This is a genomic window from Streptomyces sp. NPDC042102 (assembly GCF_055582305.1).
Window position 1 is genome coordinate 1 of sequence record NZ_JBVJDL010000005.1, and the last position, 13,857, is coordinate 13,857.

Sequence of the window (13,857 nt, forward strand, 5' to 3'; positions counted from 1 at the left end):
GAGTTCTCAAGGTGCGGACGCTTCCTTTGTACTGACCCTCGCGGGCTTTCCTCCGGGCGCTTCCTTCGTTCTTGCGTTTCCGACTCTATCAGATCCTTTCGATCCGATTTCCTCGGTTGCTTTCCGGGTGTTCGCTTTCGCGTTTCCCTTTCGGCGTTTCCGACTCTATCAGTGATTTTCTGTCTCTCCGACCACCGTCCCGCGGACATGCGGAGGCGACTCGAAGATCGAGATCAACTGAGGAGTTGGGATGCCTGCCGCCCGGTGTTTACGTGGGGTTCACGTGCCCCGGTCAGGCAGGACTCACGACAGTACACCCCGAGTTGGGGCGGAGCAAATCGATTCAGGCGTATGGTCTAGTCCACCGGTCTAGTCCACTAGTCTCCGTGCCGGAGGGTTAGTCCGGATCGGGAACGAGATCGGGCGAACCCGTACATCTAGTGACATATCCTTCTGACCAGTATGCCGTTCGCGACGGACAGTGACGGCAACACCATGAAGCCCCACCCCTGGGAGGCCCCCATGACCAGCGTGACGTCCCCACTTGCCGGGCGTGCCATCGGACTCGCGGCTGTGCCGGATCCGGTGTTCTCCGGCGCCATGGTGGGTCCCGGTACCGCCATCGACCCCGTGCGTGAGCCGTCGGAGGCGGTGGCCCCCGTCGACGGGGTGGTCGTCTCCCTGCACCCGCACGCGTACGTCGTCGTCGACGACCAGGGTCACGGTGTGCTCACCCACCTCGGGATCGACACCGTCCAGCTCAACGGCGAGGGCTTCGAGCTGCTCGTGAACAAGGGCGACACCGTGGCCCGTGGTCAGGCCGTCATCCGCTGGAACCCGCAGGCCGTGGAGGAGGCCGGCAAGTCGCCGATCTGCCCCGTCGTGGCCCTGGAGGCCACGGCCGAGTCCCTCGGTGACGTGGTCGAGGACGGCGACCTCAAGGCGAACGACGCGCTCTTCAGCTGGCGCTGACGCGGCCGCCCGCGAGGGCGATTCGGACATCCATCGCGGCGGCTGGGCCCGCCGCTCTATCGGAGACGGGTGAAATGGAGACAACGCTGCGAGGCGTCGGCGTGAGCCACGGTGTGGCGATCGGCGAGGTCCGGCACATGGGCACGGCCGTTCTCGAACCGCCGGCCAAGCAGATCGCCGCGGAGGAGGCGGAGCGCGAACAGGGGCGCGCCCGTCAGGCCGTGAGCGCGGTCGCGGCCGACCTGATCGCGCGCGGCCAGCTGGCCGGTGGCGAGGCCCAGCACGTGCTGGAGGCCCAGGCGATGATCGCCGAGGACCCCGAGCTGATGGCGGACGTCGACCGCAGGATCGCGGTGGGCAGCACCGCCGAGCGCGGTGTGTACGACGCCTTCGCCTCGTACCGCGAGCTGCTCGCGGGCGCCGGCGAGTACATGGCCGGCCGGGTGGCCGACCTGGACGACGTGCGCAACCGCATCGTGGCGCGGCTGCTGGGCGTGCCGATGCCGGGCGTACCGGACAGCGACGAGCCGTACGTGCTGATCGCGCGGGATCTGGCCCCGGCCGACACGGCGCTGCTGGACCCGTCGCTGGTGCTCGGTTTCGTGACCGAGGAGGGCGGGCCGACCAGCCACAGCGCCATCCTCGCGCGGGCGCTGGGAGTGCCGGCCGTGGTGGCGCTGCCGGGTGCCGGTGAGCTGGCGGAGGGCACGGTCATCGCGGTGGACGGTTCCACGGGCGAGATCTTCGTGGAGCCGAGCGAGGAGAAGCAGGCCGAGCTGGAGGCCGCCGCGACGGCACGCAGGGCCGCGCTCGCCGCGTCGTCCGGTCCGGGTGCGACCTCCGACGGTCACAAGGTGCCGCTGCTGGCCAATGTCGGCGGTCCGGCCGACGTACCGGCGGCCGTGGAGGCGGGGGCCGAGGGTGTGGGGCTGTTCCGCACCGAGTTCCTCTTCCTGGACGACAGCAAGAAGGCGCCGTCCGAGGCGAAGCAGGTCGAGGCGTACCGCGCGGTGCTGGAGGCCTTCCCCGAGGGCCGGGTCGTCGTGCGGGTGCTGGACGCGGGCGCGGACAAGCCGCTGGAGTTCCTGACTCCGGCGGACGAGCCGAACCCGGCGTTGGGCGTGCGGGGTCTGCGTGCGCTGCTGGACCACCCGGAGGTGCTGCGCACGCAGCTGACCGCGCTGGCGAAGGCCGCCGAGGGACTGCCGGTCTACCTGGAGGTCATGGCCCCCATGGTGGCCGACCGCCAGGACGCGAGGGCGTTCGCGGAGGCGTGCCGCGCGGCCGGGCTGCGGGCGAAGTTCGGCGCGATGGTGGAGATCCCCTCCGCCGCGCTGCGGGCGCGCTCGATCCTGCAGGAGGTGGAGTTCCTGTCGCTGGGCACGAACGACCTCGCGCAGTACGCCTTCGCCGCCGACCGTCAGGTCGGTGCGGTCTCGCGGCTGCAGGATCCGTGGCAGCCGGCGCTGCTCGACCTGATCGCCCTGTCCGCCGAGGCGGCCAAGGCGGAGGGCAAGAGCTGCGGCGTGTGCGGTGAGGCCGCCGCGGATCCGCTGCTGGCCTGTGTGCTGACGGGTCTGGGTGTCACCTCCCTGTCGATGGGTGCGGCGTCGATCCCGTACGTGCGGGCGACGCTCGCGAAGCACACGCTGGCGCAGTGCGAGCGCGCCGCCGCCGCGGCGCGTGCCGCGGACTCCGCCGAGGAGGCCCGGGTGGCCGCGCAGGCGGTGCTGTCCGGCGAGTGAGCCGGGTGGTGCGGTGTCGTACGAGGGGCCTTCGCCGGTGGCGGGGGCCCCTCGGGCGTTGCCGTGTCAGTGGTGCGGGCCTGCTTCGTCGACCTCGTATCCGGGGTGGTATTCGACGCCGGGTTCGGGGGCGACGGGGTCTCCGGTGTCGGCGTCCGTGCAGTAGGCGTCGAAGACGGCGGCCGCGGAGAGGGGGACCACGCGGCCCTGCTGGAGGCGCCAGCCGTGGACGCGGTCGCCGAGCCCGTCGGTGCTGCTGCGCAGGACCACTCCCCCCGGGCCCGCGAGGGCGATGCCGGCGGCGAGGACGGTCACGAAGTCGAGGCCGTCGCGTCCCTCGACGCGGGGTGGTCCGCCGGGCCGGTCGGGGGCGTCGGCGTGCAGGACGGCGACGAGCTGTTCGTCCTGGGCGGGGATGCTGCACACCAGGTGGTGGTGGCCGGGGCCGCCGCCCTCGACGAGGCGTTTGAGGATCCGGCCCGCGCGCTCGAACGAGGCGTGGCCGATGTCCTCGCCGCACTCCGCGCAGGTGCCGAGGCCCGCCAGGAGCATGGTGGCGTATTCCCAGGTGGCCTGGCGGACGGCCTCGTCGACGAGGAGCGGGACGAGTTCGTCCATGGGCTGGCCGGTGTAGGGCAGGCCGGTGCTGCTGCCGGCGAGTTCGGCGGTGAAGCGGGTGCGGGCGGCGGCGGTGTCCGGGTCGAGGCCGTGGTCGTCGCAGTAGTCGGCGTACTCCTCGGGGTCGAAGAGGGCGACGGTGGTGTGGATGCCCTGGGCGGCGAGGGACCGCAGCAGGCCGTCGACCTGGTCGAGGTAGTCCCGGTGGTCGTCGAAGGTGAAGCTGCGGTACCCGCGCATGGCCGCGAAGTCCTGGGCGTCGGCGACGAGGCCGACGGTGCTGGGGACTTCGCGGCGCAGCCTGCGGCGGGCGTGGGTGTGGTGCTGCTGTGGGTGGCGTGGGTGCTGTGGCATGGGTCCCCCTGTGCGGCATCGCATCAGTCAATGCTCACTCAGCGTAACCACGGCCACTGACAGTCACCCTTGGCGGCGGGTGCGGGCCAGCTCCTCGTAGAAGTGGAGGAGGTCGAGGTTGTCGACGGAGCCCGGGTTGACCGCCTTGTCCAGGGGGGCGCCCTGGAGGAGGCGCTTGACGGGGACCTCGATGCGCTTGCCGGTCAGGGTGTGCGGGACGCCGGGGACCTCGATGATCTCGTCGGGGACGTGACGCGGGGAGAGCTCGGCGCGGATGGTCCGCTTGATGCGCTCGCGCAGGTCGTCGTCGAGGGTGGCGCCGGGCACCAGGTGGACGAAGAGCGGCATCCAGTAGCCGCCGTCGGCCTCCTCGAGGCCGATGACCAGCGATTCCTTGATCTCCGGGAGGCGTTCGACGGCCTCGTAGATGTCGGCGGAGCCCATCCGGACGCCCTGCCGGTTGAGGGTGGAGTCGGAGCGGCCGTGGATGACGACGGAGCCGTGGTCGGTGATCGTGATCCAGTCCCCGTGCCGCCAGACGCCGGGGAACATGTCGAAGTAGCTGTCGCGGTAGCGGCTGCCGTCGGGGTCGTTCCAGAACCGGATGGGCATGGAGGGCATGGGGTTGGTGACGATCAGTTCGCCGACCTCGCCGGTGACCGGCTTGCCGGAGGGGTCCCAGGCCTGCAGGTCGGTGCCCAGGCAGGCGGCCTGGAGCTCGCCGATGTGGACGGGGAGGGTGGGGACGGCGCCGGCGAAGCAGCTGCACACGTCGGTCCCGCCGCTGACGGAGGCGATCCACAGGTCCTCGGCCACCTCGTCGTGCAGCCAGCGGAAGCCGTCGGGCGGGAGCGGGGAGCCCGTGGTGGCGACGCACTTGATCGCCGAGAGGTCGAAGTCGCGCGCGGGGTGCACCTCGGCCTTCTTGCAGGCCATGACGTACGCGGCGGAGGTGCCGTAGAAGGTGGCGCGGGTGCGTTCGGCGATGCGCCACTGCGCGCCGGTGTCGGGGTACCCGGGGCTGCCGTCGTAGAGGACCACGGTGGTGCCGGTGAGCAGGCCGGAGACGAGGAAGTTCCACATCATCCAGCCGGTGGAGGTGTACCAGAAGAAGCGGTCCCGCGGGCCGAGGTCGCAGTGCAGGCCCAGCTGCTTGAGGTGTTCGAGGAGGATGCCGCCCTGGGACTGGACGATCGCCTTGGGCAGGCCGGTCGTGCCGGAGGAGTACAGCACCCACAGCGGGTGGTCGAAGGGGACCGGCTCGAAGACGGGGGCCGTGTCCCCGGAGGTGAGGGCCGACCATTCCAGGGCGCCGTCGGGGGCGGGGGTGCCCAGCAGCGGGATGTGGACGACGGCGCGCAGCGAGGGCAGGTCACGGCGGAGCTCGGCGACGGTGTCGCGGCGGTCGTGCTCCTTGCCGCCGTAACGGTAGCCGTCGACGGTGAACAGGACGACGGGCTCGACCTGCTGGAAGCGGTCCAGGACGCTGCGGGCGCCGAAGTCGGGGGCGCAGGAGGTCCAGACGGCGCCCACGGCGGCGGTGGCGAGGAGGGCGGTGACGGCCTCGGGGATGTTGGGCAGGTAGCCGCTGACGCGGTCGCCGGGGCGGACGCCGAGGGCGCGCAGTCCGGCGGCGAGGGCGCCGACCTGGCGGCGCAGTTCGGCCCAGGTGACGGGGACGGGGTCGTGGGTCTCGTCGACGTAAAGGAGGGCCGCTTCGTCGGCACGGGCGGGGTCCTCGGCGGCGCGCAGGGCGTGCTCGGCGTAGTTGAGGGTGGCGCCGGGGAACCACTGGGCCCCGGGCATGGCGCGCTCGCCGAGCACCTGCTCGTACGGGGTGGTGAAGCGGACGTCGAACCAGTCGGCGACGGCGCGCCAGAAGGTGTCGAGCTCCTCGACGGACCAGCGGTGCAGCGCCGGGTAGCCGCCTTCGGCCGGGGCGCCGTACCGGTCGGCGGCCCAGGCCTGGAACCGGGTGACCGCGGCCGCGGCGATCCGGTCGGGGCCCGGTGCCCAGAGGGGCTGCGGCGAGGTGGCTGAGGTCATGGGCGGGCTCCCGGTCCGTCTTCAGGCTCGCGCTCGGTGTGCGCGTCGTGCGGTGGTCGTCGTGCGGGTCTCGGTGGTGCGGGCGGTGCGGGCGGTGCGCGGATGCTGCGTACCTTGTCACCGCGCGAGGGGTGGGTGCGCGGCGGCTCACAGGGACCATGCCATGTGATCGACATCCGCACCAGAGCCACCAGCCACGGTCAAGGATGATCCTTTTGTGGGTGAACGACAGTTGAACGGATCACTCTGGCCCGGTGGCCGGTGGCAGGGTGAGCGGCATGGACGGTCGTGATGTGGTGCGTGCGGTGAAGGACATGGGGACGGCGCGCGGACTGCGGGCCTGGCGCGCGGCGTGGCGCCACCGGCGTGCGGACGCGGTGGGGCTGCCCCGGCGAGGTCCGGAGCGGGCGAGGGTACCGGGGTTGCTGACGGGTGCGGACCCGCGGCCGGGCGGTGGTGTGCTGACGTTCGCGCGGTCGCGGCTGCTGGTGCGGGTGACGGCGGGCGGTGCGGTGTTCTGGGGCTGGGACGGGGCGGAGCCGACGCCTTCGTACGCGGTGCTGGGCACGGGTCCGGAGCCGGATCCGCGGGCGGTGCTGGAGCCGGACACCGGCGGTGGCTGGCGGGTGGTGTCGGAGCGGGTGACGGTGGCGGTGTCCCGGCACGGTGCGGTGGAGGTGCGTACGCCGGGGGGCACGGTGCTGCGGCGGGAGCTGCCGCCGCGCTGGTGGGAGCCGGTGGGCGCGGCCGGCGGGGCGCGCTGGCTGCAGCGGTCGGAGGTGCCGGCGGACGCACGGTTCTTCGGGCTGGGCGGGCGGGCGTCGGGGCCGCGGCTGCGGGACGGGGTGTACCGGCTGTGGAACACCGATCCGCGGGGTGGTTTCGGGCCGGGCACGGATCCGCTGTACATCACGATGCCGGTGCAGATGGTGGTGGCGGACGCGGGCACGCATCTGGTGTTCCACGACACCACCTGGGACGGGCGGGTGGTGCTGCGCGAGGGCGAGGAGGGGGCGGGCTCGGGGCCGGACCGGCACGGGTCGAGCGAACTGCGGATGGACGGCGGGCCCTTGAGGTGCTGGGTGCTGGTGGGAACGCCGGCGCGGGTGTTGCAGGGGTGGTCGGGGCTGACGGGTGCGGCGGCGCTCCCGCCGGAGTGGGCGCTGGGCTACCAGCACGCGCGGTGGGGGTTCGGCAGCGCGGCGGAGGTGCGGCGGGTGGTGGCCGGGTACACGGGGCGGGGGCTGCCGCTGTCGGCGCTGCACCTGGACATCGACCACTACGACGGGCACCGGGTGTTCACGGTGGACGGTGAGCGGTTCCCGGATCTGCCGGGGCTGGCGCGGGAGTTGCGCGAGGGGCCGGGGGGCGGGGTGCGGCTGGTGTCGATCGTGGACCCGGCGGTGAAGGTGGAGGAGGCGCCGTCGTCGGTGTACCGGTCCGGGCTCGTGGTGGGGGCGGACGGCGCGTTCGTGCGGGACGCGCGGGGGCAGGAGGTGCGCGGGGAGGTGTGGCCCGGGGAGTGCGCCTATCCGGACTTCACCGATCCGGCCGTGCGTGCGTGGTGGGGCGGGCTGTACGAGGAGCGGCTGGAGCGGGGTTTCGCGGGCTTCTGGCACGACATGAACGAACCGGTGTCCTTCACGCCGCCGGGGTGGGCGGACCAGACGCTGCCGCGGTCGGCGCGGCACGCCCTGGAGGGGGCGGGCGGGGACCACCGGGAGGCGCACAACGTGTACGCGCTGACGATGGCGCGGGCCGGCTTCGAGGGGCTGCTGCGGCTGCGGCCGCAGGAGCGGCCGTTCCTGTTCTCCCGGTCCGGGTGGGCGGGGATGCAGCGGTACGGGGGCACGTGGTCGGGGGACGTGGAGTCGAGCTGGGAGGGGCTGCGGGCCTCGCTGGCGCTGGTGCTGGGGCTGGGGCTGTGCGGGGTGCCGTACTCCGGGCCGGACGTGGGCGGCTTCGGGGGTTCGCCGTCGGGTGAGCTGTATCTGCGGTGGTTCCAGCTCGGCGCGTACCTGCCGCTGTTCCGTACGCACGCGGCGCTGTGGGCGGGGCGGCGGGAGCCGTGGGAGTTCGGGGAGCAGGTGCTGGAGGGGGCGCGGGCGGTGCTCGCGGAACGGGAGCGGCTGCGCCCGTACTTCGTGACGCTGGCGCATCTGGCGCGGCGCACCGGGGCGCCGTACGTGCGGCCGCTGTGGTGGGGGGCGCCGGAGGAGCGGTCGCTGCGGGACTGCGAGGACGCGTTCCTGCTGGGGGACGCGCTGCTGGTGGCACCGGTGCTGGAGCCGGGCGCGGACCGGCGCGCGGTACGGCTGCCGCGGGGCCGCTGGTACGACACGGCGACGGAGGTGGCGTACGAGGGTCCGGGGCAGGTGCTGCTGGACGCGCCGGCGGGGCGGATCCCGGTGCTGGCGCGGGCGGGGTCGGTCGTGCCGGTGCGGGCTCCGGGGGGCGGGGAGACGGTGGAGGTGTGGGCGCCGGCGGTGGGGCGCACCGGGGGCGGCGTGGTGGTCCGCGAGCGGGCCAGCGGCGACGTGGAGGTGGAGCGGTTGGCGGCGCGGTGGCTCGCGGGCGAGGTCGTGGTGGAGAGGGAGGACGGGACGGCGCTGCCCGCGCGGGTGCGGGGGGTGTGAGCCGGTCGTCGGTGCGGCGGGCCGCCGGTGGGGCCGGGGCGTGATCATGGGGGAATGGATGATCGTTTCTTCGAGGGATCGCCGGCCGCCGAGCGGCTGGAGCACTACACGGACGCGGACAGGGCGGAGATCCTCGGCCCGGGCGAGGACCCCTTCGGGGTCGCGCACACCGGGCTGACCTGGCTGCCCAAGGACGTGCACTTCGGCGTACGCGCGCGCAGCGGCCGGCTCGTGGCGCACACGGGCCTGCTGCGCGCGCCGCTGTCGGTCGGCGGCGTCGCGTCCGAGGTGGTGGGGGTCGGCGGGGTGGCCGTCGCGCCCGACGTCCGCGGCCGGGGCCTGGCCCGGCTGGCCATGGAGGCGGCGCTGGCGCACGCCCGCACGCTGGGGCCGCGCCACGGGCTGCTGTTCTGCCGGCCGCCGCTCGTCCCGCTCTACGAGCGGCTCGGCTGGCAGGACCTGGCGGGCGAGGTCCGGGTGGAACAGCCCGGCGGGCCCGTGGTGATGCCGCTGCGGACGATGTGGACGCCGCTGCGCGACGGGGCCCCGTGGCCGCCGGGGGCGGTACGGCTGCTGTCCTTGCCGATGTAGGGGGTGCCCGGCGGACCACGGCCGGGGCCGCGGCGCCTGGCACGGCGGCTCGCGCCCGGGACCCGCGCTCAGCCGTAGCGGCCCGCGAACCAGGCGGCAGCGGCGTCGGTGTGCAGGGGGAACGCCAGTTCCTCGGGGCCGCGCAGGACGTGCCAGCCCGTGGTCTCGTCCGTCGCCGCCGACGGCGGGAGCGAGGAGAGCGCGCGGGTGGGCAGCAGGCCGAAGACCAGCAGGTGGCCTCCCGGGGAGCTGGCGGCGTCGGCCAGGGCCACGTCGGAGGGCGCGGCCTCGATGCCGGTCTCCTCGCGGAGTTCGCGGACCGTGGCGGTACGCCAGTCCTCGCCGAAGTCCATGAAGCCGCCCGGGAGGGCGACACCGCCCAGGGCGGGCTCGATGGTGCGGGTGATGACGACCAGTCCGACGCCCTGGTCGTCCTCGACCGGGAGCAGCGCGACGGCCACCGGGAGCGGGTTGCGGTACGTGACCGCCCCGCAGGCGGCACAGGCCCGCGGCCAGTCGGTCGTGTCGAACGGGGATCCGCAGGTGGAACAGTGCGAGTCCTTCAGGTGGGGCGGCATGCCGTGATGGTAGGGGAAGGGGCATGAGGACGAGGGCTGTTGCGGGGATGCTGCTCGCGGGCGCGCTGGCGGGCGGGTGGACGGGCATCGGGCCGACTGGTCCGGCGGATCCGGCGGGCCGGGCGGGTCCGGTGCCGGGCGGCGGTGGCGCGGCGGCGCAGGCCGCGCAGACGACGGAGAAGGCGCCGGCCACGTTCGTGGCGCTGCGGGAGGTCGATCCGACCGTCCGCCAGGACATGCGGTACGCCACCGCGCGCAATTTCACCGGGCGGGTCGTGGACGGCTACGACGAGCCGGTGTGCCTGCTCACCCGGCCGGCGGCCGAGGCGCTGCGGCGGGCGCAGCGCGGCCTGCTGCGGCAGGGGTACGCGTTGACGGTGTACGACTGCTACCGGCCCCAGCGGGCCGTGGACCGGTTCGTGCGGTGGGCGCGGGACGAGCACGACCAGGCGACGAAGCCCTCCTACTATCCCCATGTCGACAAGTCGTCCCTGATTCCGGACGGGTACATCGCGGAGAAGTCCGGGCACAGCCGCGGGAGCACCGTGGACGTGGGCCTGGTGCGGCTGCCCGACCGGCCGGTGGACATGGGCGCGCCCTTCGACTTCTTCGATCCGCTCTCGCACACCGACCATCCCGCGACCGCCCCGCAGCCGCGCCGCCACCGTGACCTGCTCCGGCGGAGCCTGGGTGAGCAGGGCTTCGTCAACCTCCCCGAGGAGTGGTGGCACTTCACGTACCGGCCGGAGGTCCATCCCGGCACGTTCTTCGACTTCCCGGTCCGTTCCGCCGCCGTGCGGCCGTGAGTACCGTGCGCGCATGACGTTCGATTCGTACGAGGAGTTCTGGCCCTACTACGTCGCCATGCACTCCCGCGCCGCCACCCGCTGGGTGCATCTCACCGGCACCCTCACCGGGCTCGCCGTGACCGCGTACGGGCTGGCGCGCGGTCGCGGGCGGTACCTGGCCGCGCTGCCGCTGATCGGGTACGGGACCGCCTGGCCCGCGCACTTCCTGATCGAGGGCAACAACCCGGCCACCTTCGGGCATCCCGCCTGGTCGCTGCGCGGGGACGCGCGGATGATCCGGATGATGCTGGCCGGGCGGGACGCGGAGCTGGACGAGATCGCCCGGAAGTGGCTCGCCGGGAACCGGTGACCGGGCGCCCGGGCCCGTGGCAGACTTCTGACGATCCGTCAGTTCGATGGCGGACCGTCGGACCGTGCTGCCTTGGGAGGGGTCTTGGAACGCACACGCACACCCGTGGTCGACGGGTGGTTCACCGATCCGGCGGAGGGGAACGGCTTCCGGCTGCTCGGCACCCGGTGCGGGGCGTGCGGCACGGTGTTCTTCCCCCGGGAGGACTCCTGCTGCCGCAACCCCCGCTGCGCGGGCGGTGAGCTGACCGAGGTCCCGCTCTCCGCGCGCGGGCGCGTCTGGTCGTACACCGACGGCCGCTACCGGCCGCCGGCGCCCTACGTGTCGGACCCGGCGGCCCCCTGGGAGCCGTACACGCTCGTGGCCGTGGAGCTGGAGGCCGAGCACATGGTGGTGCTCGGGCAGGCGGCGCCCGGCGTGGGCGTCGCCGATCTCGCCATCGGCATGGAGGTGGAGGTCGTGCCGGGCGTGCTCAACGAGGATGCCGGCACCACCTGGACCACCTGGCACTTCCGTCCCGTCGGTACCGCCGGTGCGCAGGACCCGGGGGTGCGGCCGTGAGCGCCGACATCGCCGTCCTCGGGGCCGGTATGCACCCGTGGGGCAAGTGGGGCCGCAGTTTCGTCGAGTACGGCCGGATCGCCGCCCGGGAAGCCCTCGCCGACGCCGGGATCGACTGGCGCGACGTGCAGTCGGTCGTCGGCGCCGACACCGTGCGCTCCGGCTATCCCGGGTACGTCGCCGGCGCGACCTTCGCCCGGGCCCTCGGCTGGCAGGGGGCCCGGGTGACCAGCGTGTACGCCGCCTGCGCCTCCGGCGCGCAGGCGATCGGGGCCGCCCGCGCGCAGATCCTGGCCGGACTCGCGGACGTGGTGCTCGTGGTGGGCGCCGACGCCGCGCCCAAGGGATTCTTCGCCCCGGCCGGCGGGGACCGGCCCGACGATCCGGACTGGCTGCGCTTCCGGGTGCTGGGGGCCACCAACCCGGCGTACTTCGCGCTGTTCGCGCGCCGCCGGATGGCGCTGTACGGGGACACCGGCGAGGACTTCGCGCAGGTCAAGGTGAAGAACGCGGCGGCCGGGGCACTCAACCCCCGGGCCCGCTACCGCACGGCGGTGACCGCCGAGGAGGTGGCCGCCTCCGCCGTCGTCGCCGACCCGCTGCGGCTGCTGGACATCTGCGCGACCTCCGACGGCGGCGCGGCGCTGGTCCTGTCCAGCCTCGACTACGCCCGTGCGCGCGGCGTCGGCGACCCGGTGCGGATCCGGGCGGTGTCGACGGTGACGCCGACGTTCCCCCGTACGGTGCTGGACCTGCCCGACATCGCCACCGACTCCGCGGTCGCCGTGGCGCCGGCCGCGGGCTCCTTCCGCTCCTCCATCGCGCGCGCCGCGTACGAGGAGGCGGGGCTCGGGCCGGAGGACCTCTCGCTCGCCGAGGTGTATGACCTGTCCACGGCCCTGGAACTGGAGTGGTACGAGGACATCGGCCTGTGCGGCCCGGGCGAGGGGGCCAAGCTGGTCCGTGAGGGCGCGACCGCGCTGGGCGGGCGGATCCCGGTGAACGCGAGCGGCGGGCTGGCGTCGTTCGGGGAGGCGGTGCCGGCGCAGGCCATCGCCCAGGTGTGCGAGCTGACCTGGCAGCTGCGCGGCCGGGCCGGGAAGCGCCAGGTGCCCGGGGCGCGGGCCGGGATCACCGCGAACCAGGGGCTGTTCGGGCACGGATCGGCCGTCGTCGCCGTCCGCTGAGGAGCGGTGCCGCCGGTGCCCGCCGCCCGCCGCTCCGGCGTACGCCCCGCCGGACGCGCTGCGGGCGCGGGCCCTGAGCAGGCGCTGCTGCCGCAACGCTTGACGGCCCCCGGTGGCGGGTTCACACTGCCTGCACAGTCGCGCGCGGCCGGCCGCACGCGCACCGGAGCCCCCCGTGAGAGCCGCGGCCCGTACCCCAGTCGGCGGGGGTACGGGCCGCCTCCCTGCCCGTATCGCGCGCGGCCGCCGTGCCCTTGCCCCACGCCCTTGCGTCGCACCGTTGCGCCGCGCCGTCGCGCCGCGCCGGATCAGGCGCGGGCGGTCTGACGCCGCGCCCGGGCCAGTGACATCGCGTGTTCCACCACGCCGACCAGGACGTCCTTGACCGATTCCCGGTCCCGCGCGTCGCACAGCAGCACCGGCACCTCCGGCTCGAGGTCGAGGGCCTCGCGCACGGTCACCACCGGGTGCCGGTCGGCCCCGTCGAAGCAGTTGACCGCGACGAGGAACGGGATCCCGCGCCGCTCGAAGTAGTCGACGGCCGCGAAGCAGTCGGCCAGCCGGCGGGTGTCGGCGAGGACGACCGCGCCGAGCGCGCCCTGGGCGAGCTCGTCCCACAGGAACCAGAAGCGGTCCTGGCCGGGCGTGCCGAACAGGTACAGCACCAGGTCCTCGCGCAGGGTGATGCGGCCGAAGTCCATGGCCACGGTGGTGGTGCTCTTGCCCTCCACTCCTCCGAGGTCGTCGACGGCGGCGCTGGGTTCGGAGAGCTGTTCCTCCGTACGCAGCGGTCTGATCTCGCTGACCGCACTGACCAATGTCGTCTTGCCCACCCCGAAGCCGCCCGCGACCAGGATCTTCAGGGTCAGCGGCTCGACAGGTGACACGGCGTGCATGGCACCGGTGCGGCTAGAGCGCCCGAAGGCCATCGATCACCTCACGCAGAATGGATTCGTCGGGGAGTTCGGCCGGCGGTACCGGCCGGGTCACGTGGACCAGTTCGTCGTCCACGAGGTCGCCGATCAGGACACGGACGACCCCGACCGGAAGGTCGAGGTCCGCGGCGAGTTCGGCGACCGACTGCGGCCGTTCCCGGCACAGCCCCAGGATGTGGGCGTGCTCCGGGGACAGCGTCATGTCCCAGGCCGGATCGTCGGCCGCCGGTTCGGCGACGACGAGCGCGATCAGGTCGAGCCGGTGCTGGGCCGCGTGGCTCGTCCGGCCGCGGGTCATCGCGTAGGGACGGACGACGGGCCCCGCGTCGTCGTCGAACCAGTGCGGGTGGGCCGCCGGGGGGGGGGGGGGGGGGGGGGGGGGGGGGGGGGCGCGCCCCCCCCGCCCCCCCCCCCCGCCGGCGCGCGGCGCGGCCCCGCCCCCCCCCCCCCCCCCCCCCCCCCCCCCGGGGGCGGGG

13 protein-coding genes are annotated in these 13,857 nt (G+C 74.1%); 8 read left to right on the top strand and 5 right to left on the bottom strand.

What is annotated here, in order from left to right; all coding sequences use genetic code 11:
* Positions 1-522: 522 nt before the first annotated feature.
* Both ACZ6KO_RS22125 and ptsP read left to right on the top strand, forming a co-directional pair.
* Positions 523-972 carry a PTS sugar transporter subunit IIA gene (locus tag ACZ6KO_RS22125; RefSeq protein WP_401449633.1) on the top strand — a complete coding sequence of 150 codons (450 nt, stop codon included), beginning with the start codon at positions 523-525 and terminating at the stop codon, positions 970-972.
* 74 nt (positions 973-1,046) lie between these two features.
* Positions 1,047-2,717: a phosphoenolpyruvate--protein phosphotransferase gene (ptsP, locus tag ACZ6KO_RS22130; RefSeq protein WP_469305730.1), complete on the top strand. Its 1,671-nt coding sequence runs from the start codon at positions 1,047-1,049 to the stop codon at positions 2,715-2,717.
* A gap of 66 nt (positions 2,718-2,783) precedes the next feature.
* Here ptsP and ACZ6KO_RS22135 read toward each other — a convergent pair whose 3' ends face one another.
* Together ACZ6KO_RS22135 and ACZ6KO_RS22140 are read right to left on the bottom strand one after the other, a co-directional pair.
* Complete coding sequence (locus ACZ6KO_RS22135) at positions 2,784-3,689, bottom strand: hypothetical protein (RefSeq protein ID WP_469305731.1); 906 nt, start codon at positions 3,687-3,689, stop codon at positions 2,784-2,786.
* 63 nt (positions 3,690-3,752) lie between these two features.
* The gene (locus ACZ6KO_RS22140) at positions 3,753-5,735 is read right to left on the bottom strand and encodes an acetoacetate--CoA ligase (protein ID WP_469305732.1); all 1,983 of its coding nucleotides are present in this window, start codon (positions 5,733-5,735) and stop codon (positions 3,753-3,755) included.
* A gap of 278 nt (positions 5,736-6,013) precedes the next feature.
* Between ACZ6KO_RS22140 and ACZ6KO_RS22145 the strand changes: the two genes are divergently transcribed.
* Complete coding sequence (locus tag ACZ6KO_RS22145) at positions 6,014-8,371, top strand: glycoside hydrolase family 31 protein (protein WP_469305733.1); 2,358 nt, start codon at positions 6,014-6,016, stop codon at positions 8,369-8,371.
* A 54-nt stretch (positions 8,372-8,425) separates the two neighbouring features.
* Positions 8,426-8,962, top strand: a complete 537-nt coding sequence (locus tag ACZ6KO_RS22150; RefSeq protein ID WP_469305734.1) for a GNAT family N-acetyltransferase — start codon at positions 8,426-8,428, stop codon at positions 8,960-8,962.
* Positions 8,963-9,030: 68 nt separating this feature from the next.
* Here the strand turns inward: ACZ6KO_RS22150 and ACZ6KO_RS22155 are convergent, their stop codons facing one another.
* The gene (locus ACZ6KO_RS22155; protein WP_469305735.1) at positions 9,031-9,540 is read right to left on the bottom strand and encodes an NUDIX domain-containing protein; all 510 of its coding nucleotides are present in this window, start codon (positions 9,538-9,540) and stop codon (positions 9,031-9,033) included.
* Between the two features lie 23 nt (positions 9,541-9,563).
* On the opposite strand from ACZ6KO_RS22155, the gene ACZ6KO_RS22160 reads away from it, so the two are divergent.
* The 4 genes from ACZ6KO_RS22160 (at position 9,564) to ACZ6KO_RS22175 (ending at position 12,446) form a co-directional block, all read left to right on the top strand.
* Complete coding sequence (locus ACZ6KO_RS22160) at positions 9,564-10,346, top strand: M15 family metallopeptidase (protein ID WP_469305736.1); 783 nt, start codon at positions 9,564-9,566, stop codon at positions 10,344-10,346.
* A gap of 13 nt (positions 10,347-10,359) precedes the next feature.
* Positions 10,360-10,698 carry an Mpo1-like protein gene (locus tag ACZ6KO_RS22165; RefSeq protein ID WP_469305737.1) on the top strand — a complete coding sequence of 113 codons (339 nt, stop codon included), beginning with the start codon at positions 10,360-10,362 and terminating at the stop codon, positions 10,696-10,698.
* A gap of 84 nt (positions 10,699-10,782) precedes the next feature.
* The gene (locus ACZ6KO_RS22170; RefSeq protein ID WP_469305738.1) at positions 10,783-11,259 is read left to right on the top strand and encodes a Zn-ribbon domain-containing OB-fold protein; all 477 of its coding nucleotides are present in this window, start codon (positions 10,783-10,785) and stop codon (positions 11,257-11,259) included.
* Positions 11,256-12,446 (top strand): lipid-transfer protein, encoded by a 1,191-nt coding sequence (locus ACZ6KO_RS22175; RefSeq protein ID WP_469305739.1) that lies wholly within the window; start codon positions 11,256-11,258, stop codon positions 12,444-12,446. Before ACZ6KO_RS22170 ends, ACZ6KO_RS22175 begins: the two co-directional genes overlap by 4 nt.
* Positions 12,447-12,754: 308 nt before the next feature.
* Here ACZ6KO_RS22175 and ACZ6KO_RS22180 read toward each other — a convergent pair whose 3' ends face one another.
* Both ACZ6KO_RS22180 and ACZ6KO_RS22185 read right to left on the bottom strand, forming a co-directional pair.
* Positions 12,755-13,375, bottom strand: coding sequence for a GTP-binding protein (locus tag ACZ6KO_RS22180; RefSeq protein WP_469305740.1), 621 nt, complete (start codon positions 13,373-13,375; stop codon positions 12,755-12,757).
* Positions 13,356-13,679, bottom strand: coding sequence for a DUF742 domain-containing protein (locus ACZ6KO_RS22185; RefSeq protein WP_469305741.1), 324 nt, complete (start codon positions 13,677-13,679; stop codon positions 13,356-13,358). Before ACZ6KO_RS22185 ends, ACZ6KO_RS22180 begins: the two co-directional genes overlap by 20 nt.
* Positions 13,680-13,857: the final 178 nt, after the last annotated feature.